This window comes from Jidongwangia harbinensis, from assembly GCF_020216025.1.
In the GTDB taxonomy this organism is placed as follows: domain Bacteria; phylum Actinomycetota; class Actinomycetes; order Mycobacteriales; family Micromonosporaceae; genus Actinoplanes; species Actinoplanes harbinensis.
This window is the reverse complement of the sequence record NZ_JAIWNC010000004.1, coordinates 1-18,506: the sequence shown is the minus strand read 5'-3', so window position 1 is coordinate 18,506 and position 18,506 is coordinate 1. Positions and strand designations below refer to the sequence as shown.

General features: G+C 66.3%; 16 protein-coding genes and 2 pseudogenes. 9 read left to right on the top strand and 9 right to left on the bottom strand.

Going from position 1 to position 18,506, the window contains the following annotated elements; all coding sequences use genetic code 11:
- The first annotated feature begins 18 nt into the window (after positions 1-18).
- The 3 genes and pseudogenes from LDL48_RS06840 to LDL48_RS44410 form a co-directional block, all read left to right on the top strand.
- Positions 19-1,032: a hypothetical protein gene (locus LDL48_RS06840; protein ID WP_225254162.1), complete on the top strand. Its 1,014-nt coding sequence runs from the start codon at positions 19-21 to the stop codon at positions 1,030-1,032.
- Between the two features lie 831 nt (positions 1,033-1,863).
- The gene (locus LDL48_RS06835; RefSeq protein ID WP_225254161.1) at positions 1,864-2,895 is read left to right on the top strand and encodes a hypothetical protein; all 1,032 of its coding nucleotides are present in this window, start codon (positions 1,864-1,866) and stop codon (positions 2,893-2,895) included.
- A gap of 271 nt (positions 2,896-3,166) precedes the next feature.
- Positions 3,167-3,601: pseudogene (locus LDL48_RS44410) on the top strand (transposase); the annotation flags it as partial.
- Here the strand turns inward: LDL48_RS44410 and LDL48_RS06825 are convergent.
- Together LDL48_RS06825 and LDL48_RS06820 are read right to left on the bottom strand one after the other, a co-directional pair.
- A pseudogene (locus tag LDL48_RS06825) lies at positions 3,492-4,878 on the bottom strand (IS3 family transposase). The pseudogenes LDL48_RS44410 and LDL48_RS06825 sit on opposite strands and share 110 nt — an antisense overlap.
- A 481-nt stretch (positions 4,879-5,359) precedes the next feature.
- Positions 5,360-6,349, bottom strand: a complete 990-nt coding sequence (locus LDL48_RS06820; RefSeq protein WP_225254160.1) for a quinone oxidoreductase family protein — start codon at positions 6,347-6,349, stop codon at positions 5,360-5,362.
- A 127-nt stretch (positions 6,350-6,476) separates the two neighbouring features.
- Between LDL48_RS06820 and LDL48_RS06815 the strand changes: the two genes are divergently transcribed.
- Complete coding sequence (locus LDL48_RS06815; RefSeq protein ID WP_225254159.1) at positions 6,477-6,959, top strand: MarR family winged helix-turn-helix transcriptional regulator; 483 nt, start codon at positions 6,477-6,479, stop codon at positions 6,957-6,959.
- 75 nt (positions 6,960-7,034) lie between these two features.
- On the opposite strand, the gene LDL48_RS06810 is transcribed toward LDL48_RS06815, so the two are convergent.
- Positions 7,035-8,078: an alpha/beta hydrolase family protein gene (locus LDL48_RS06810; protein ID WP_225254158.1), complete on the bottom strand. Its 1,044-nt coding sequence runs from the start codon at positions 8,076-8,078 to the stop codon at positions 7,035-7,037.
- A 23-nt stretch (positions 8,079-8,101) separates the two neighbouring features.
- Between LDL48_RS06810 and LDL48_RS06805 the strand changes: the two genes are divergently transcribed.
- Complete coding sequence (locus LDL48_RS06805) at positions 8,102-8,812, top strand: TetR/AcrR family transcriptional regulator (protein ID WP_225254157.1); 711 nt, start codon at positions 8,102-8,104, stop codon at positions 8,810-8,812.
- 107 nt (positions 8,813-8,919) lie between these two features.
- Positions 8,920-10,125, top strand: coding sequence for a serine hydrolase domain-containing protein (locus LDL48_RS06800; RefSeq protein ID WP_225254156.1), 1,206 nt, complete (start codon positions 8,920-8,922; stop codon positions 10,123-10,125).
- A gap of 818 nt (positions 10,126-10,943) precedes the next feature.
- Here the strand turns inward: LDL48_RS06800 and LDL48_RS06795 are convergent.
- Positions 10,944-11,921, bottom strand: a complete 978-nt coding sequence (locus tag LDL48_RS06795) for a GlxA family transcriptional regulator (RefSeq protein WP_225254155.1) — start codon at positions 11,919-11,921, stop codon at positions 10,944-10,946.
- Between the two features lie 111 nt (positions 11,922-12,032).
- Between LDL48_RS06795 and LDL48_RS06790 the strand changes: the two genes are divergently transcribed.
- Positions 12,033-12,329, top strand: coding sequence for a putative quinol monooxygenase (locus tag LDL48_RS06790; protein ID WP_225254154.1), 297 nt, complete (start codon positions 12,033-12,035; stop codon positions 12,327-12,329).
- Positions 12,330-13,278: 949 nt separating this feature from the next.
- Here LDL48_RS06790 and LDL48_RS06785 read toward each other — a convergent pair.
- The 3 genes from LDL48_RS06785 to LDL48_RS06775 form a co-directional block, all read right to left on the bottom strand.
- Positions 13,279-13,719, bottom strand: a complete 441-nt coding sequence (locus LDL48_RS06785) for an SMI1/KNR4 family protein (protein ID WP_225254153.1) — start codon at positions 13,717-13,719, stop codon at positions 13,279-13,281.
- Between the two features lie 398 nt (positions 13,720-14,117).
- Complete coding sequence (locus tag LDL48_RS06780; RefSeq protein WP_225254152.1) at positions 14,118-14,612, bottom strand: Imm10 family immunity protein; 495 nt, start codon at positions 14,610-14,612, stop codon at positions 14,118-14,120.
- Positions 14,609-14,923: a hypothetical protein gene (locus tag LDL48_RS06775; RefSeq protein WP_225254151.1), complete on the bottom strand. Its 315-nt coding sequence runs from the start codon at positions 14,921-14,923 to the stop codon at positions 14,609-14,611. The genes LDL48_RS06780 and LDL48_RS06775 overlap by 4 nt, the downstream gene beginning before the upstream one ends.
- 460 nt (positions 14,924-15,383) lie before the next feature.
- Here LDL48_RS06775 and LDL48_RS06770 point away from each other — a divergent pair, with 460 nt between their 5' ends.
- Positions 15,384-15,536, top strand: coding sequence for a hypothetical protein (locus tag LDL48_RS06770; RefSeq protein ID WP_225254150.1), 153 nt, complete (start codon positions 15,384-15,386; stop codon positions 15,534-15,536).
- Positions 15,537-16,397: 861 nt separating this feature from the next.
- Here LDL48_RS06770 and LDL48_RS06765 read toward each other — a convergent pair.
- A complete protein-coding gene (locus LDL48_RS06765; RefSeq protein WP_225254149.1) occupies positions 16,398-16,844 on the bottom strand; it encodes a hypothetical protein in 447 nt (148 codons plus the stop codon).
- Positions 16,845-17,353: 509 nt separating this feature from the next.
- Between LDL48_RS06765 and LDL48_RS06760 the strand changes: the two genes are divergently transcribed.
- Positions 17,354-17,758: a hypothetical protein gene (locus LDL48_RS06760; protein WP_225254148.1), complete on the top strand. Its 405-nt coding sequence runs from the start codon at positions 17,354-17,356 to the stop codon at positions 17,756-17,758.
- A gap of 131 nt (positions 17,759-17,889) precedes the next feature.
- Here LDL48_RS06760 and LDL48_RS06755 read toward each other — a convergent pair.
- Positions 17,890-18,506: DUF5984 family protein (locus tag LDL48_RS06755; protein ID WP_225254147.1), on the bottom strand; the 617-nt coding region annotated here is incomplete at its 5' end.

Below are 18,506 nucleotides of genomic sequence, written 5' to 3'. Positions count from 1 at the left end.
CGGTCAGCGGAGGCGAGGATGCTCAGCGCCGAGCTACGCGGCGACGAGCGCGAATGGCACCGCATCCGTGACGCCGAACTCTCGGGCGACTGGTGGTACGAGGTCATGCCGGTCTCGTTCATCCTGGCTGCCCGCCGCAGGTTCGGGGAGCATGACCGCCGAACCGTGACGCACTTCGTCCGGCGCTTCCTGACGGCGTTCCCCGGGGCCGAGGCATTCACGCACCGCGACGCTGAGGCCGTTATTCGCGGCGCGCTCGGCGAAGACTGGCTACTCACGGCCGTTGACGGCGAGCGTGCCGGTCCGGTCATGTACGCCGCGCTCTTCGCCCTGATAGACGACCTGCGACTCACCGATGAGCAGGCCGACGAACTCCTCGCCGACGCCGAGCGAGAGATCGCCGCGGCATACCGCAGCGTCCAGACCCCACCACCAGGCCCCGCCGACGCACCAGCGCTAACGTTCGGCATGCACCGACGCACCCGGCAGCAGCTCCTGCCGGACGAAGGCCTACTGCCGAGCCGGCTCGCGGCACTCCGCGAACCTCGCGGGTATCACGGCGATAAGGCCCGAAAGCACGGACGACGCGGGCGCAGCCCACAGCCGTCGACCTTGGCAGGTCGACGGCTACGCGCCGTACTCCTGCGCGACCCCGAAGAACGCGCCCGCGTCGACGAAGTCTCCGACACCGACCTGCTTCGCCTTTACCAGGCGGCGTTCGCCACTGCCCTGCCCATCTATCTGCACCCCGATCCCGACGTCCGCGAGATCGCCGCGCTGGCCAAACTCACCCGCGACGTCTTCTACCAAGAACTCGACCTCATGAAGACGGAATTCCTCGCGCGAGCGGCACTCGGCGAGGTCGTACCCCTCGAAGGTATCTCCAACAAGGACCGGTACCTGTCCTGGACGCTGGCACTGACCACCATCGCTGACTGGTGGAACTCCGACACGACGGCAGTGGACACCGTCATCACCGACGCGGAAAAGGCCGTAGCCGAAGCTGGTTACAACCTCGCCACCGCCAACTGACCGCGTGGCTCGATGCTGCAGTTGCGGGCTCGCCGCCAGCCGGGGTTTCTAAGGGTGACGGCTTGACCGGGCCGACGGCTAGGAATGGTGCCTGCTGGCGGGTAGGCCGTGAAATCACCGAGCCGGGTCCGCAGCGTGTCCTTGGGATTCGAAGGCGAGCGCACCGTACGAGATGACCCGAGCAGATCGAGCGTGTCGCGGCGGATCGCTGTTGCGCGTCGCCCGGTAGATGGGGCCACCCGCCGTTGATAGTGCTCCGATTCGGACGTCTGGCTCATCACCGGCACTCCGTGGGATCGATCGCGCGCGGTATGACCCATGGGGCTAAACACGGATACGTCAAGCTCTTCGCGGCGGCGATCCGGACCATCCTTCGATGATGTCGGTCCCGCAGTCGCCGCCGACATCCACCAGGATTTCCGCGCCGTCGTCCTTGCCGCCGCGGTTCGATGGCGCCGTCGCCGTCGCCGTCACCGTCGACTGGGTCTCCGGTAACCCTCTGCGCCTCCCGCCCCTCGGGCTCGTAGCCGGCCGAGCCTCACCGAGTGCGCGCTGCGGGACCGGGCCGAACTGCGGCGCCGCCGGCACCATAACCCCGATTATGGTGCTCGAGGCCTCTCGGTCAGCACCCCGGCCGCCGGACGACGGTTGGCACTCGGACCGACCGAACTCAGGTGTCCAGAAATCACTCAACTAGCCGAGATGATTGCGCTCGATTGCGGCACCGAACTTAACGGCTGGGTAGGGGGTGCGGTCGGTAAACTGACGCTTAACTGCTCGGCAGTGAGGTAATCTTAGCCGCCTCGAATCATGCCGAGTAGGAGGTCTGCGATGCCAAGCATGCTTTACTATCCCCTCGCCGCCGCACCGACCCCTGTAATTCAGCGAGCAGTGCTCTACTGGGATGGGCTGCGCACCGTTGTCGCCCCAGGGTGGGAGTCGCGGCTAGAGCCCGAGATGTTGGCAATGAGGGACCGAGAATTCTATACGCCGATCCAACCGTATGACCATTTCAACGACGTGCTGGCGGAAGGTGTGATCAGCTCGGAACTGGAACACGCGGTCCGGGAGATAGGTGAAGCAGCCCTGATCCCACAACAGCCGCCAGCCCTCGACTCCAAAACCATGCTTCATACCGGGAAATTGGAGGATAGCGTGGTGGAGATGTTGATATCGCGGGGATACGCTGCCCGGCACCCGGACTCGCCTTGGCGACTCTACGGCTCACCGCAACTGATGCACCTCCTAATTAGCATCATTGCGGCTCAGGTTGCGGCAGATAATAACCGGAGGCATGGTAGCGAAGGGCCCGACGGGCTACACCCTCATACGGACATCGCAGCCGCCTTTCGGATGAACGCGGATCCGGTTGCAGGACGCGAAATCTCTCACGGCTGGAGGGTCGACATCGGGCCGCTCCTGCCAGTCCCGGGTCCGGGGGTCGAAATAAGTAGTCTGTGGGAGTTTCGCCAGCGCCACGATCAGGCACGGTCGGAGATGATGAATGCAATCATGGAATTCCTCGGGACTCTCCAAGGCCTCTACCCGCAGGACGCTTACACACGCGTTGAGCGCCGGCTGAACCACGCCAGAGAGCAAATCGCCCGGTACGGCAAAGAATCCGGTGTCCCCTTGTCGCTTCGCAAAGGAGCGCTGGTGACGGTAGCAGTTGCGGCCGAGTATGCAGGCGAGCTTCTCGATGTTCCCGGCTTCGGTGTCGGTGTAGCAACACTTGCCGTCGTCAGTGGCCTAGCAGTGAACGTGGCCAGCGCACCGATTCGTCAACCTGGTCATATCGAGCACGACTACCGCTACCTCCACCTTACTGAATCAGAGATGGGAAGGTCCGGCTTTCCCCTCTAGCTCGACACGGTTAAGCCTCTGCCAACGCAGTGGCACGTGTTTTCTATAACCTCTACTCGTACTGATCTGGCCGCCGAGTCCCACCCGACCGGACAGCAACGCCTTGCGGCGCCCCATCGCGAGCCGATCGAGCCCGGCGGATATCGGTGTTACCGCAGGGCGGAGATTTCAGAGGGCGGTTTGTGAGGTTTCCGTAGTTCGTCATCGCTCGATGTCGTGACCTTTGAGCTGCGCCGATGCCCTGCTGGCAGGTGTGCGGGTTGAGCTGGTCATGGGCGAGCGGAAGGCGTATCCGAGTGACCTCACCGACGAGCAGTGGGCAGTGGTGGGCCCGTTCCTGGACGCGTGGAAAGCGAAGCATCCGTCGGTGTCGGGGCACCAGGGCCGCTACTCGTTGCGGGAGATCCTGAACTCGATCTTCTATCAGAACCGGACCGGTTGTCAGTGGGCGTATCTGCCGCATGACCTGCCGCCGAAATCCGCGACGTACTACTACTTCGCGTTGTGGCGCGACGACGGCACCGACCAGGCGATCCATGACCTGCTGCGCTGCCAGGCCGGGGAGAAGGTAGGCCGCCGGGAGGACCGGTCCGCGATCATCTTGGACACACAGTCGATCCGGGCCGCCAACCATGTTCCGGCCGTGACGAGAGGATCTTGGGTAGGAGCCGGTCGGTGCCGAAGCGTTCCGGGTGAGCTGCGCGGGCCGCGGCGAGGGTGTCCTCGCGGCCGGCTCGGACCGTGTGGTGGCGCCCGTGGTGAACCTCGGCGGGGGTGTGCAGGCCGATTCCGGAATGCGGTGGCAGTTGTTGTACCAGGTCACGAAGCCGGTCATGAACACCCGCGCGTCCGTGAGGGACGCGAACCTGTCCGGGAAGACCGGCGCGTACTTCAACGTCTTGAACCAGGCCTCGCTGTACGGATTGTCGTTGGACACCTTCGGCCTCGAGTGCGACCGGGTCACGGTCAGGTCCTCGAGCAGGTCCGCCACCGATTTCGAGGTCATCGACGTGCCCCGGTCGCCGTGGACCACATGCGGGATGCCGTGGACATCGAACACCTCCCGCATCATCGACGCCGCGAGCGGGCCGGACTCACGGGCGTGCACCCGGACGCCGAGGATGTAGCGGGAGTAGACGTCGATCATCACGTAGGCGTCGAAGTAGGAGCCCTTCACCGGGCCGGCCAGCTTCGTGATGTCCCAGCTGAACACCTGCCGCGGCCCGGTAGCGACCAACTCCGGACGAGCACGCGCCGGATGCCGGGCCAGCCGGCGACGTTCACGGATCTGCCGGTGCTCCCGCAGGATCCGATACATCGTCGCGATCGAGCCGACGTAGACGCCCTGGTCGAGCAGAGCGGCGTAGACCTGTGCCGGAGCAGCGTCGACGAACTACGGGCTGTCCAGCAGCTGCAGTACCCGGTCGCGTTCGGCCGGGGTGAGCGCGTTCGCCGGCACCGAACGCGGCGAAGGTGACGGGCTCGGCCGGCGGCGGTCCCGATCGGCGCTGGACCGACAGATGCCGGTCATCACGGCCGCAGCCCGGGTCGTGGTCCCCGCGCCGGTCAACGCCTGGAAGGCGTCCATCAGCGCTTGCCGAGCCCGAAGACGTCCGAACCGTCCGGCTCGCTCCGGGAGATGTCCTCCAAGAGCTCTTGCGCTTTTCCCATGATCGTCAGTGCCGTCTCCGTGCGCGCCAGCTTCGCCTGCGCCAGCTGCAGTTCCCGCCGCAACCGGGCGATCTCGGCCTACTCCACGCTGGACCGCCCGACCGTCTCACCAGCCGGTTTGCCCTGCAACAGCCCCGCGTCCCGGGACCGGCGCCACTCCGACATCAACGACGAGTACAAACCCTCCCGCCGCAGGAACGCCCCGCCCTCACCGGCCGCGACGGCCTGCTCGTAGCCGGCCAGCAGTTCCAGCTTCTGCCCCGGCGTGAAGGACCGGCGTGAAGGACCGGCGTGTCCTCGGCCCGTCCGCACGCGGACCCTTCTTGCGACTCATGACCCCATCCTGGACGGCCACGACGTCAACAGCAGTATTCAACGATTCTCGATCCTGAACTCGCCCTGTCCGGCGGAGTTGCTATGAGCCGCTGGCCTCAACTTACCCTGACAGACAGGGCTGACCAACACGCGGATATGCCGAGAATAAGTGCGTCCGGTCTGCCTCTCGCCCGTGACCCCGGATGGGACGGGAGTCCTTTGGCTTTCCCCTCGGGCTTCGCACCCCTGCCGTCACCAGCAACGCACGCCAAGGGCGGGGCCAGGCATCGAGCACGCGCCCGGAACTACGCTGCCGACGTCATGTCGGCCCTCCTAACTGCGAGTCCACTCGCAAAGTGCGACCTCGTGTCGCAACGGCAGAAACAGTGCACGTGCGCGGTTGGCGCTATCCGACGCTGGATGCGCGGTGCGTAACCGTCGCCCACGTACCGTCGTGAGCGTCCGATGACGACCCGGGTCAGGGGATGAGGACGACCTTGCCGATGTTCTTGCCGCTTTCGAGCAGCGACAGTGCCTCCGCCGCGTCGGCGAGCGGCAGACTGGTGATGCGGGGTCCGGTCAGCTTGCCTTCGGCGAGCCAGGTCAGTAGTCGCCCGGCCGCTGCGAACGCGGCCTGGGGGCGCTGGGTCAGCCAGTGCGTGACGTTGAACCCGGTGAGCGTCTGTGCCGGTGCGGGGTTGAAGAGCACCCTGGCCAGGGCCGCGGGGTCGATGGTGTCGTCGTAACCGGCGAGGCTGCCGTAGGAGATCAGTCGGCCGAACGGGGCCAGGATCGAGATCGTCTCACCCAGGTGCCGCGGTCCGACGGCCTCGAGTGCCACGTCGACGCCCTTGCCGCCGGTGATCTGCTGGACCGCCAGCGGCCAGCCGTCCCCGCGGTAGTCCACCGCGTGGTCGGCGCCCAACTCGAGGGCGATCCGTCGCTTCTCCTCGGTGCCCGCTCCGGCAATGACGGTGGCGCCGAGCACTTTGGCGATCTGTACGGCGAAGCCGCCCAGGCCGCCCGCCGCCGCCGGCACAAATACCGTCTCCCCTTCGGTCAGCTTGGCCGCTTCGATCAGCATGACGGCGGCGGCCACACCGACCACGGTGAGACCGGCCGCTCGCTGCGCGCTCAGGCCCGGCGGGATCGGGAACAGGCCGGTCGCCTTCGCCGTCGTGAGCTCGGCCCAACCGCCGTCTGCCAGGACTCCGGAGAGCCCGAAGACGCGGTCGCCCACCGCGACTGTCTCCACACCGCCGCCGAGCGCGGTGACGGTGCCCGCCACCTCGGCACCCGGGACGAACGGTAGCGGTGTCGGGATGTCGAACGGCATTCCCTTGCGTCGCATGAGGTCCATGAAGTTGACGCCGGCCGCTTCCACGCGAATCAGTACGTCGCCCGCGGCGGGACGCGGAACCGGCAGGTCGACCTGCTCGAGAACGTCAGGACCGCCGGTGGCGCTCATCTGGATCGCCTTCATGAGATAGCCTCTCCGTAGTTATGTGTCTAGCCACAGTATTTGTTGTCTAGCCACATAACTCAACGTGGTGGTCATCACACGGCAAGATCAACTAAGCGATCGAGGAGGGCTCGTGCCCGAAGACCTGTCGAGGCTGCTGACGGACAAGCCGAGCCTGTTGCGACCGGCGCCGCTGACGTTGAGCCTGCTCGCTTTGTCGCGAACCCTGCACGGCCTGGTCGCCGAGCAGCTTCTGACGCTCGACCTCTATCCCGGGCAGGAGCTGATCCTCATGCGGCTCTTCGACCGGGACGACCAGATCCAGACGACGCTGCAACAGTCGATCGGGCTGGACCACTCCACCCTGTCCCGCAGCATCCGGCGCATGGAGGATGCCGGGCTGGTGAGCCGGCGTCCGGACGAACGCGACAAGCGAGCGATGATTGTTTCGCTCACCCCGGCCGGCCGGACGCTGCAACCCCGCCTCGCCGAAATCTGGGAGCAACTCGAGGCCCTGACCGTCTCGACGCTCGGCCAAGACGGCGAAGACGGCCTGCTGGCAGCCCTGGAAACCCTGGAACGCGCGCTGGCCAAGGCGCGCCGCAAGAGCTCCTGAAGCGCAGACACCCTCGGCCGGCGGTGGAGAAGCCGCCGGCTACCGACGTGACCGCCGCCGGCCTCCCCGCACCGGTCATTTCATGTAGCGGTCGAACCATTCGAGCATGGGAGCGGGATCCTTCTGAAAGTAGGTGTAGCCGTCCCAGCGTCGGGTGGTGCCGTCGATCCAGAGGAGCTCCTTCTCGGTGGGTAGGTTGTCGTACATGGACTGCACGTCGTCCGGCCGGGTGTAGACGTCGTCGCGAACCTGGTACAGGAACGTCGGAACGGTCACGTTCTTCGCCCACGGCACCGGGGAGAGTTCGCTCAGCCGGAAGCTGGTAATCAGCCGGATCCGCTCGTCCAGGTCGTCCAGGTAGCGCTGCGGAATGCCGAAGCGTTCCAGTGCGCGCCCGAGGGACACGCCGGGGGAGAGTGGCTGCGGGGCGACCATGCAGCGCACGCCGTCGAAGACGTCGGGCCGCCGGGTCATCGCGAACATGGTCGAGTTGGCGCCGACGCAGCGGCTGAACAGGCCGATCGTCAGGTCCTTGGTGTCGGCGCGACCGCGTACGTAGTCCAGTGAGCCGATGACGTCCCGGGATTCGAACCGTCCGACGGTGAAGAGGCCGCCGTTGGCCTCGCCGCTCTGACCGAAGTTGCGCAGGTCGTAGGCGAGGACGTGGTAGCCGGCGTCGTGCAGGATCCGATAGTCGGGCACGAAGTTGACCTCGAAGTCGTTGCCCGCGGCACCGCCGAGAGACTTCCACGGTTCCAGGTGGGAGGGGAGCCCGGCGCGGTTGAACCAGCGCGGGTGGTTGGCGATGACGATCTTGTCGGATCCGGCGGCGGGGATGAACCAGCCTTCCAGCGGCGTGCCGTCCTCCGAGGGAAAGGTGACGTCCTCGTACTCGAGAGCGACCTCGTCGGGGCGATGAAAAATCGGGGCTCGCGTCCAGGTGCGGAAGCTCTCGGCCAGGGTCTGCAGGGTCTTCGCGATCTGTTCTTCCGGGGGTGAGGTCGGGTCGGTCATGCTGCGGCACTCCTTCGCGGTATCGCTGATGTCGCTTCGTCTGACATCACCGATGTAAGCACGGATCGAGAATCGTGGCAACACTGATGTCGCGCGAGACGACATCAGTGATGTGATAGCGTTCATCCGTGCCGTCGTCCGATGCCTCCCGTGATCGCATCCGCCGGGCTGCCGTCGATCTGCTGGCAGCGGGCGGTCGCGATGCCGTGTCCACCAGAGCCGTCAGCGCGGCGGCCAACGTTCAACCGGCGGCCATCTACCGCGCCTTCGGGGACATGCAGGGCCTGCTCGACGTCGTGGCCGAAGAGACGTTCGCCCGCTATCTCGAGCAGAAACAGGTACTGCCCGACGGCGGCGATCCGGTCAGCGCCCTGCGTTCGGGTTGGGATCTCCATGTTCGGTTCGGCATCGAGAACCCGGCGGTCTACGTTTTGATCTTCAGTTACCGAGAGAATCGCCCGGACCGGCAGAACACGGCTGCCGCGACGGCATTGTCGGTCCTGCGGCGGCTCATGGTCCACGTCGCCCAGGCCGGCCTGCTCGTGGTGCCGGTCGAGCAGGCAGTGTCCACCATCCACGCGGCCGGTATGGGCGCAGTGCTCCACGCGCTCTCGCTACCGCAGGCCGATCGGGACAACTTCGACTCATCGGTGCTGCGCGACGCGGTGCTCGACCGCATCCTCAGCACCAAGGCGAATCCCGCCGCCGGTGATCTCCGCGCGAACGCCGTCGCGCTGGCCACCACCCTCGCCGCCCCGGATCGGGACGTGCCCGGCGGTCTCACCCCCGGCGAACGGCTACTGCTGCGCGAGCTGCTGAATCGCATGGCGTCTCACTAGCGGCTCCGGGAGCTTGTCCCCCGAGCGAGGGACGGCCGACTGTCCACTCCGTGGGGACGTTTTCCCCCAGTGATCTCTCTAGCGTCATCGGCATGAGGAAATCACCTATGGCAGTCATCATCGCGGCGACGGTGGCCGGAACCGCCATGGTCGGCGTCGGGGTCGCCCAGGCCAGGACCGGCGACCTGCCGGCGCCGGTCGAGTTCCGGTCGAGCCTGACCGCGACCCTGCAGGCCGACGCCGACGCACTGCGGAAATACGGAGCGCCGGGCGTGCTGGTCGAATTGGATACGCCGCGCGGCGACGTGCGGGTGCGCAGCGGGTACGGCAACGTCGCCAAGCGCACTCCGGTGCCGTGGGACGCGAAGTTCCGGATCGGTAGCTACACCAAGACGTTCGTGGCGGCGACCGTGCTGCAGCTCGTCGGCGAACGAAAGTTGTCGCTGGACGACAAGGTCGAGCGGTTCCTGCCCGGCCTGATCCGGAGCAAGGGCAACGACGGGCGGAAGATCACCGTGCGGCAGCTTCTGCAGCACACCAGCGGCCTGCCGGAGTACTTCATGGGCGTGACCGACTCGGACACCGCCGAGGGCTTCCTGAACACCCGGTTCCGCACCTACACCGACGTCGACCTCGTCAACCTGTCCATGAAGTTCCCGTCCGGGTTCGCGCCGGGTAGCAAGTGGGACTACTCCAACACCAACTACGTCGTGGCCGGGATGGTCATCGAGAAGGTCACCGGTCGCAGCTGGCAGCAGGAGGTGCGGAGGCGGATCGTCAAGCCGCTGCACCTGCACGACACGTCCCTGCCCGGCACCAAGCCGACGATCCCGCTCCCGCACGCGGTGGGCTACCAGCGGTTCCCCGGAACGGCCGGCAACCCGGATCCCCGTTACGGCCTCGACGCGACGGTGGTGAACCCCTCCATGGCCGACGCTGCCGGTGAGATGATCAGCACCACGGACGACGCCAACAAGTTCATGCGGGCACTGATGAGCGGCAAGGTACTCAAGCGTGCCCAGCTCGCCGAGATGCTGCGCACCGTGGAGACCAGCGACGCCGTGCGGGCCAGGTACCCCGGCGCCCGGTACGGCCTGGGCATCCTGTGGGGGACGAACTCGTGCGGCGGCTTCTGGGCCCACGGCGGCGACATCCCCGGCTTCATGACCCGCAACGGCGTCACCCCGGACGGCTCGCGCAGCGTCACGGTGTCGATCAACACCGACTCGCTCAACCCGGACGCCGGAGTGCAACTGCCCACCGTGGACGTGGCCACCGAACTGCTCGACCACGCCCTCTGCAACGCCCGCTAAGCCCGTCGTCAGTGGGGCCGCGCCTTCCCGTTCGCGGGGGCGCGGCCCCACCGCTCGATGTCGGCAAGGCACGATCCCTCGATCCGACGATGGGCCGACGGGAGGGCAGCGCTACTTTGAGCTGGGCATACCCCTCTTGAGCCACTCCGCGCCGCGGTGACCGGCAGGCGCATGCCAGATGAAAAGTCACACCGATACCTGCGGTGGACGGCCGCGAGCGAGCGATCCAACCGGTCACCTCGACCAAGCCTGGCCGGCTGCGGTCGTACGACCAGCAAATAGGTAGCCGCTTTCCGTGCGGGTTGGCCTGGCGATCGGTGGTTCATGATCGGAGGCGAGGGACTATTTCCAGCTGTGCCAATGCCATCCGGCCGAGTCAGGCCGGTCTTTTGCAGCTCGACCACGCGTACAACCGTCGGCGGACTGCCTTGACACCATCAGCGCGCATCGCGCCCGTGGCGGACCTGTCCGTCGAGTTCCACGGCTCGAGCAATGCCGTGAGGAACTGGCCGGCCAGGGATACAACTCCCTGTTCGGACAGGGCGCGGTGCTCGGCCGCCGCGGTGGCGTGGAGAGAGCCGGAGCGGGTCCCGGTCGGTCTGGCCGCGCAGGTACTGGTGGGCGACGGTGTAGACGTCCGCCGGGACCCACCCGTACGCATTGATCAGCGGTTTGTACCTCGGCTGCCCGGCCAGCCACGACCAAAGGCCGCCCGCTCGCCCTGCTCGGAATCACCTGATGACTTTTGCCTGGGCGCTGCCCAGCCACCCCGGCTCGAGCCCCCGCGATTACCTCGGCGCGCTGCCAGGGCCGCCGCGTCAGACTCCGCGGAGGGTGGTCGTGGTCTGGCCGGTACGTTCCCGCAGCAGCACCCGCAAAGTGTTCGGGTGCTCGTAGCCCACCCGGCGGGCGATCGTCTCCAGCGACAGTTCGGTGGTCCGCAGCAGGTGGGTGGCCTGCTCGACCCGCAGGTCCTGCACGAAGCGGATCGGTGAGGTGCCGACCGTGCGTTGCACGCTGCGCTGGAGGGTGCGGTTGCTGACCCCGATCGCGTCGGCCGCGTCGGGGATGCTGATCGGGCCGGTCAGGCGTTCCCTGACCCAGCGTTCGAAGGCTGCCACCACCGGATCGTTCTGGGCCAGGGCGCTGGGGATGATGTACGCGGACTGCGACGGGCGGTCGTCGATCACCAGGTAGCGGGCCACCAGGTCGGCCAGCATCGGGCTGAGGTCGCGCACGATCGCCAGGGCCAGGTCGACGTGGCCGAACGCCGCCCCGGCGGTGGTGACCCGGTCCGAGGTGATGAGCATCCGGTCCTGGTCGACCCGGATCTTCGGGTGGCGCGCCCGCAGGATCGGCGCCAGCCACCACGTGGTGGTCGCCTCCAGGCCGTCGAGGATGCCGGTCGCGGCCAGCAGGAAGGTGCCGGTGCACGCCGAGGCGACGGCCGTGCCCCGGTCGCGTTGCCGGGCGATCGCCTCGCGTACGGGCCGGGTCCGCTCGCCGGCGACCTGGTCGAGCAGGGCCGAGGGGCGTCGCTCGGCCAGTGCCGGGACGATGAGGAGGTCCGCCGCGTCGGCGTCGGCGACGGGCGATGCCGTCACGAGATGCCCCGCGCCGGTGCGCACGTGTGGCTGGAAGCCGACCGTTGTTACGTCCCACCGCGGCGCGTCGGGCAGATCCACCCCCATCGAGGCGGCTTCCTCGCCCATCGCGTTGGCAGCGTCCAGCACGTCGAGGACCGCCGACAGCCCCGAGTCGAACACCCCGTCGTACACGAGAACGGCGATCCTCATGTCGGAAACGCTATCAGGGATGGCGCTTCCGCCACTGACGCCCTCGATCGGGGCGCCATAGGTTCATGTCAGCCGGAACGAGCCGGCAGTTCCCCGACAGGGAGAGACACCATGAAGATCGGTCTGCTGGCGTACATCGAGGCCAAGCCGGAGCACGCCGACGAGGTCGAGGCGATGCTGCGCGGCGCGGTGGAGCTGGCCGAGGACGAGCCCGGCACCGTGACCTGGTACTCGTTCCGGCAGAACGCGACGACGTTCGGGGTGTTCGACACCTTCGACGACGAGCAGGGCCGGCAGAGCCACCTGGAGGGCAAGATCGCCGCCGCGCTGATGGGCTCCGCGGAGACCATGCTGAGTTCGGCCCCGGTCATCACCAAGGTCGACCTTCTGGGCGCCAAGACCACCTGACGGGGCACGGCCCCCGACTGGGCGCGACGGCCCCGCTCGACCCTTCGGAGCGGGCCGTCATGCTCGCCGCGACGGGCGGCGAACAGGACGCCCGTCGGGCCGCCACCGTACCCGGAGAAGCGGTTGGTGAATGCGCTGACTGCGGCGGTCCGGCGTAGGTGCGTTCAGAGCAGGGATGGCAGGCATAGCTTCGGCGGCAAATGCGCCGAATCGGATCCGACTACGGACTTTCGTCTCGCGAAAGCAGGGCCGGACCCGCGGTCGCCCCGGCTACTGTGCGTTACGTCTGCGCGGTGTTCGGTGTCCCGGTGAGGGCTACTACGGGGCCGTGCAGGTCTGTGCCCTGGTGCGGTGGCCGGCACGGGGCGAGCCGTCTGCGGATGCCGCGCAGGGTCGCGTCGCCATGACCCGGGAGTGTCCGGTGGCGGCGGCGGGCGCCGTGGATCCGGAGGCGAGGGGATGTCGGTGTCGACCGCAGTGTGGTGATGGCTGCGGCCGGCGGCGGGCAGCCTGTCAGTCGTGCGGGACATCCGGTTCACGAGGCCGTCCCGGGACAGCCGGCGGCGATGACCGATGGGTAGCCGACGGATCATGCTCGGGGTGTCGTGATCGTGCAGGCAGTCCTGCCGCGCCGGTTCCGCTACGACCACGTGGCCCGCCTCAGTGCCGCCGGCCGACCGGATGGATCTTCACAGGGTCAGGAGAGGGCTGCTCACAGCACTGGCGTCGGACCGGTTGGAAGTCCTGCCGCAACGCGAGCGGAAAGCCCAACGCGCGGACCGTGCGAGCGCACCCCCGGCCTAATCCGCTCCCTTGTAGCACTGCCGCCTCCGCAGTGCCGGCGTCCGGCCGCGCCCCGCGTCACCGAACACAGCCGAAAGAACAAGACCCTGCTTACTGATCTGCCGAGGAGAGCGTGCGGACTACCAGACTGGGCTATGACGGTTGATCACCGTTGCTCGTACCATTCGTCGCTCTCGGAAGTCAGAATCTGCCCGAGGTAGTCCGCGAGGCTGTCAGCGACCTTGCGCCGGGTGTCCGTTTCGTGTTCCCACACCATCACACCAGCTCGTAGATCATCCGCAACGAAGGCGAACTGGTCGCCGCCCCCGTTGTCGCCGAAGAACAGCAGGCCGTCGAATGGCTGGTACAGCTCGGCGAACGAGGGGTCTGTTCTGAACTGTGCGTTGTCTTCGGCGATACGCTGCGCTGTCCACACGACGTCTAACGCCCACTCGCCAAGTACGCCATCCGTTTCCAACAGCAGCGCCCGCAGGTCGGCGGGGACCGAATCGCCTAGCCTCCGCTCAATGTCATTGATTGCCTCTGTGCTTGCCGGCGGGGCAAACTCGGCCTCCGGATAGGCCGTGGCGGCCAGTTCGACCCACACGATCGTCACCTCTCAAAGCAGCCGTTTGCATCCGCGAAAGGCTTCCCGGGCAGCAGCCCTGGATCCTCTCATGGCCGCTGACCGCGCGGCTACGGTCCAGCGGCTCAGCCTCCGGGTCTGGCCTCTGCCCAGTGCCTTATGTGCCGAACGACGACCTCACGCACCTGCCGGCGGAGGTCTGTGTAGCTCATGTCGCCCATGCCCTCAGCTTCGAATACCGCATCTGTGAAGCTGTCGACGTCCCTCGGAGGTGACTGATCCAGCCGTTGGATCTCGTCAGGCGGTAGGCAAAAGCCAAGGCGTACACACAACTCGTTAAGTAGTTGCCGGACATCCGAATCCTGATCATCTCGGTGATCCACGCGAACAGCATGTCAGCACACAACTCGATCCTGTGGTCACTTTGACACCTCGACAGCGGTGTCCGCTTCCGCCGCCGAGAGTGCTCGCGGGCGTTGGGTACGACGCGGCGGTGTACGGATCGTCAGAGTCCGCTCTGTCGTGGCCGCTGCGTGGTCTGTCCGGAGTTGAAGACGCGGCGCAGGCCGCGGCGCAGTGTGGCCGTGTGCTCCCGGGCTCAGGTCGAGTGGGAACGTTGTGTCGGGTGGCATCTCGAGGGCCAGGGCGGCGCTGTCGGTGAGCCGTAGCCGTAACGACGTATCGCGTAATTCGCATTCCAGGACGCCGCCGTAGGTAGTTGCCTGTCCGGGGTAGGTCAGCAGAGCGTAGGAGTCCATGTTGAGGTCGAGGTCTTGGTCGTCAGGGTCTTGTTCCGCCTCGATCAGCATCAGGCTCCACGCTTGCGGGGTGGTGTTCTCCCGTAGACCGATGATGAACGGGTCGGATTCGTCAGCGTGGACGTCGGTGAGGGTCTGCCCTGGCACGGTCTTCACAGCAGTCCCGAGGACGCGGCGAGCGCTCCGACGATCGCGTTCGTGTTATCGACCGTGTGCAGTTGGAAGATTTCACACATGGCCGCCGGCCCGTCCACCACCATCTCGTAGGGTCCCGGGTGCGCCGCCACGAACTCGGCCAGGGCCGCTCCGATCGTGTCGCACTGCGTGCGTGTCTCGACGAGGATCGTGGCGGGTAGCCCGCCTGGTTTCCACCCTTGGCCGGCCACGAACTCGGCCAGCAACGCCGTCAGGTCCGGATCAGCGTTTCTCAGCTCGACGGTGATCGCTGGCAACGGGGTGACTCCCACACTGTTCGACTCGAGCGGCGTGTCAGCGGGCCGCGGGAGGAGATTGTGTTCGGTGGAGCGGCCCAGGCAAGGGCGGCGGGCGCCACGATAAGCAGCACGGAACCCGCCGCGTCGAGGAAGACGAGAACCGGTGTGGGCGGCCACCCTGGAAGGCGGTCCCGGACGCTGCCCGCGACGACGACCGCGGGCACGGCCGCCGCGAGATCCGCACGTGCAAGATCCTGACAGTCCCCACTGGCATCGACTTCCCGCACGCCGCCCAGGCCCTGCAGGTCCGACACCGCCGCCGACGCCTCGACCAGCCGAAACGCTTCACCACCGACACCGTCTACGCCATCACCGATCTACAGGTCCAGCAGGCCAAACCGGCCCAGCTCGCCGCGTGGATCCGCGGGCACTGGTCCATCGAGAACAAATCCACTGGGTTCGCGACGTTACCTACGACGAGGACCGTTCCCAGATGCGTACCGGCACCGGACAGCAGGTCATGGCCGCCCTGCGCAACGCCGCCATCGGCGCCCTACGCCTCGCCGGCGCCACCAACATCGCCGCCGCCAACCGCCATCACGCCCGCGACAGCATCCGCGCACTCGCCCTGCTCGGCATCAACTGACGACTTTGCCGGGGCCTGGCAGCGTGCCGACCAACTCAGCCCCAGCGACCTCCTACGCACCCCCAACGGTGAACACGGCCATGTAGACGACATCAACAAGCTTTCTCCCCGGCGCGGTGCTGCATACAACCTCACCATCGACGAAATTCACACGTACTATGCGCTGACCGGCGACATGCCCGTCCTTGTTCACAACTCGTGTCCGGTGGCCGCTCGCCTCACAAGTAGCGCTGATGCTCCGAAAGTCAACAGCCACACGGTCCACAAGGACAGGAATGGCCGCTTCCGGATCGATGTCGAGAACCAAACTCCAGGTCGGCTTGGGGCAAACATTCACCTACAACCTATGGGGCGTGGCGCCTCGGGCAAGTATTTCTACCATCAGGACACGGGTAAGTGGATTTCCGAGAAGGAGGAGTGCTTCTCCGAGACTAGCGAGCCAAGTCCCCCAAGGCGCCATCAATAGGGCCTACCATTATCTAGGAAATACACGACCGTGAAAATGAATGCGCACATGTCAGAAGTGTTGAAGCCCGGTTCTGGGAAACTAGAAACCGATTTCCCATCCGATCTGAAGGAGGTGGCGCAGGGTGGATGGGTAGTTGGACCTCGAGGGACAATTCTTCTCAAATCTCTGTGGGGTACCGGATGGCGTACCGAAATTGATCCACAGGAGGTCGGCTCTTACGAATATGAGGTGAATGATGTTTACGGTTCATTGTCCGACCTCGTGGTTGACAGTGCAACATATCTGAATAGGGCGGCCGTGCGAGGAATCTCGTTCGCCGTTCAAATGCTCACGAGTGCCCGTCGGATCCCCGATGCCGAAAGCCTCATCTCAGTGGTCGGCGTTTCGGTGAATCAACAAGATGAAGACTTCTTGCTACAAGGGGTAACCGTTCGATTGGTGAGCCCTCCGAACAGACCGAGGCCGGCCATAGCCAGGCCCGGCCCAGCCGCCCGCCATCCCCCATGCGCCGCCGAAACGGCAGCGACCGTGGAGCCCGTGAGAAGCAGCACGGCGAACGCCCCGAACAGGCAGCAAGTCAGCACCTTGAGGGCCGGGTCCCAGCCCAGCACTCCGACGAACCTCGAACCGGAGTCGGCCGGGAAGAGCCGACCTCTCAGCACCGGCCGCCATGCGCTTCTGGTATTCAGCTTCGCGGCTGATCGCCGGATGACGTCACCGGCTCCGGAGGCCGAATTTCCGGACAGCCATCGGCAGGCCACCTCGACAGGCATCCGGGAGGAAAGAACGATGCGTTCGCCACGCCACGCAGCGAGCAGGTCCGTCACCCAGCTGCGCATGACGACAGTATGCAATGGGAAACCGACATTTCGTGACAGCCGCAGCGGTCTACCTGACCGAGCCGGTTCCTCGTGGAAACGGGACCGCGCTCTCATGCCGCCGTGGCGGCGTACGTACCTGATGAGGTTCTTAGGTCAGGACAGATATGACAGTGGGCGCCAAACCGGCGTTTGCCTCAAGTCCGCGGCCGCAGCGCCGAACGAGGTGTCGTGGGCAGCACTTCGCGCTGGACGCTGATCGCGGCGATCTCATCGTGTCTGTCGCCCTGACCGTCGCGTTCGTCCTCGGCGTCCTCACGGCTACCCTCCACCGACCGGCGAACGTCGACACCACGGCCCGCACTACTGCCGCGAGTTCGAATGTCCACGACTGGGCGCCGCGAGCAACATCGACTGGGACTCCACCTACCACGACGCCCACCTCGCGGACGCTACCTACCATCGCGCCGAGCACGACCCCGCCGGCGTCGGTCCGCGCCGGCAGTGTCCTTCCGCCCAACGGCAGCGTGATGCTGCACGGCGACTCCGGCGAGGACATGAAATTGACCGTCGTCCGCGTCGACAACGCGGCGCCGGCCAGAGACCCGAACAACCCGAGCGCCCCGGAACTCCCACTCAGGCTCGGCTACCGTCTGGTCGCGATCCACGTGCTCGTCAAGAACACGGGCGGAGTCCCCTTCCTGGGCGATATCGAGAAGCACACCTGGCTCGTCGACAAGGCAGGCCACACCTACCCGCGTAATGAGGAAATGACCGACGGGCGTCAGCTACACCCTGCCTCCACCCTCCACCCGGAGTCGTGGAACGGCCGCGTCGTCGTCTTCGAAATCAAAGGTGATATTGAGATCACCCGGTTCCGGCTAAGCCTCCACCCGGGCTCAGCCACACAAACTCAGGACTGGCGACTCACCTGACATAAATTGCCGGAGCCGTCCTCATCTGCCGCTGTAAGCGCGCCGACCGGCCGGCGGCTGTCACTTTTCGGGGCATGTGTCGTCACCAGCGCACGCGATTAGCCGGAATCGGATCGTCGTCGTCGACGTCGTCAGTCGCCGTCGTCCTGGGTCAGTGGCCGCCATGAGCGCACCTTGGCCGCACCGGCGCGCACCTTCACCCAGTTGACATCGCGACGCACGATCAAACGTTGCGCGAGCCAGCCACTGCGCTGCTCGTGCTCTGCTCGCAGCTGCCGCACATCCAGATCGACACCGGGCGGCGGCCCGCTGTGTTCCAGCTCGGAGACCCGATCGCCCATCGCCCTGATGAATCGACGATCGAAGTCTTCGACCGCTGCGAAGAATTCCGTCGCCGGCATAGTGGCATCCAACCGGTTCGGCCCCTCGAACGTACCGCGCCTCGCCGACTCAATCTGCTGGCGAAGCGTCACCAAGTCCGCGCCGCCGACGGCATGCCGCCAGCAGCGAAGGTCCGGGGCATCCGTCAGATAGCCGAGATCCAAGGCGTAGTCGCTCTGGATCTCAAAGGCAGCGTCCACGTCGTCACCGACGTCGTCTTCATCCGGGAACCCGCGGGGCAGAAAGGTCCCATCGACAAACGGGACCAAGTCCTCAGGCACAGGCTCTTGCAGCGCCCAACGCAGCCCGATGACGTCCTCCCACAGGCGGGCGACGTAGTAATCGGGATGCCTCCGCTCGAGATTCC

What these genes read in the sequence shown, in the direction of transcription:
- LDL48_RS06840 (WP_225254162.1), top strand. Translation starts at nt 19, where the DNA reads ATGCTCAGCGCCGAGCTACGCGGCGACGAGCGCGAATGGCACCGCATC.
- LDL48_RS06835 (WP_225254161.1), top strand. Translation starts at nt 1,864, where the DNA reads ATGCCAAGCATGCTTTACTATCCCCTCGCCGCCGCACCGACCCCTGTA.
- LDL48_RS06820 (WP_225254160.1), bottom strand. Translation starts at nt 6,349, where the DNA reads ATGAGCGCCACCGGCGGTCCTGACGTTCTCGAGCAGGTCGACCTGCCG.
- LDL48_RS06810 (WP_225254158.1), bottom strand. Translation starts at nt 8,078, where the DNA reads ATGTCGTCTCGCGCGACATCAGTGTTGCCACGATTCTCGATCCGTGCT.
- LDL48_RS06800 (WP_225254156.1), top strand. Translation starts at nt 8,920, where the DNA reads ATGGCAGTCATCATCGCGGCGACGGTGGCCGGAACCGCCATGGTCGGC.
- LDL48_RS06795 (WP_225254155.1), bottom strand. Translation starts at nt 11,921, where the DNA reads ATGAGGATCGCCGTTCTCGTGTACGACGGGGTGTTCGACTCGGGGCTG.
- LDL48_RS06790 (WP_225254154.1), top strand. Translation starts at nt 12,033, where the DNA reads ATGAAGATCGGTCTGCTGGCGTACATCGAGGCCAAGCCGGAGCACGCC.
- LDL48_RS06770 (WP_225254150.1), top strand. Translation starts at nt 15,384, where the DNA reads ATGCGTACCGGCACCGGACAGCAGGTCATGGCCGCCCTGCGCAACGCC.
- LDL48_RS06765 (WP_225254149.1), bottom strand. Translation starts at nt 16,844, where the DNA reads ATGCGCAGCTGGGTGACGGACCTGCTCGCTGCGTGGCGTGGCGAACGC.
- LDL48_RS06760 (WP_225254148.1), top strand. Translation starts at nt 17,354, where the DNA reads ATGCTGCACGGCGACTCCGGCGAGGACATGAAATTGACCGTCGTCCGC.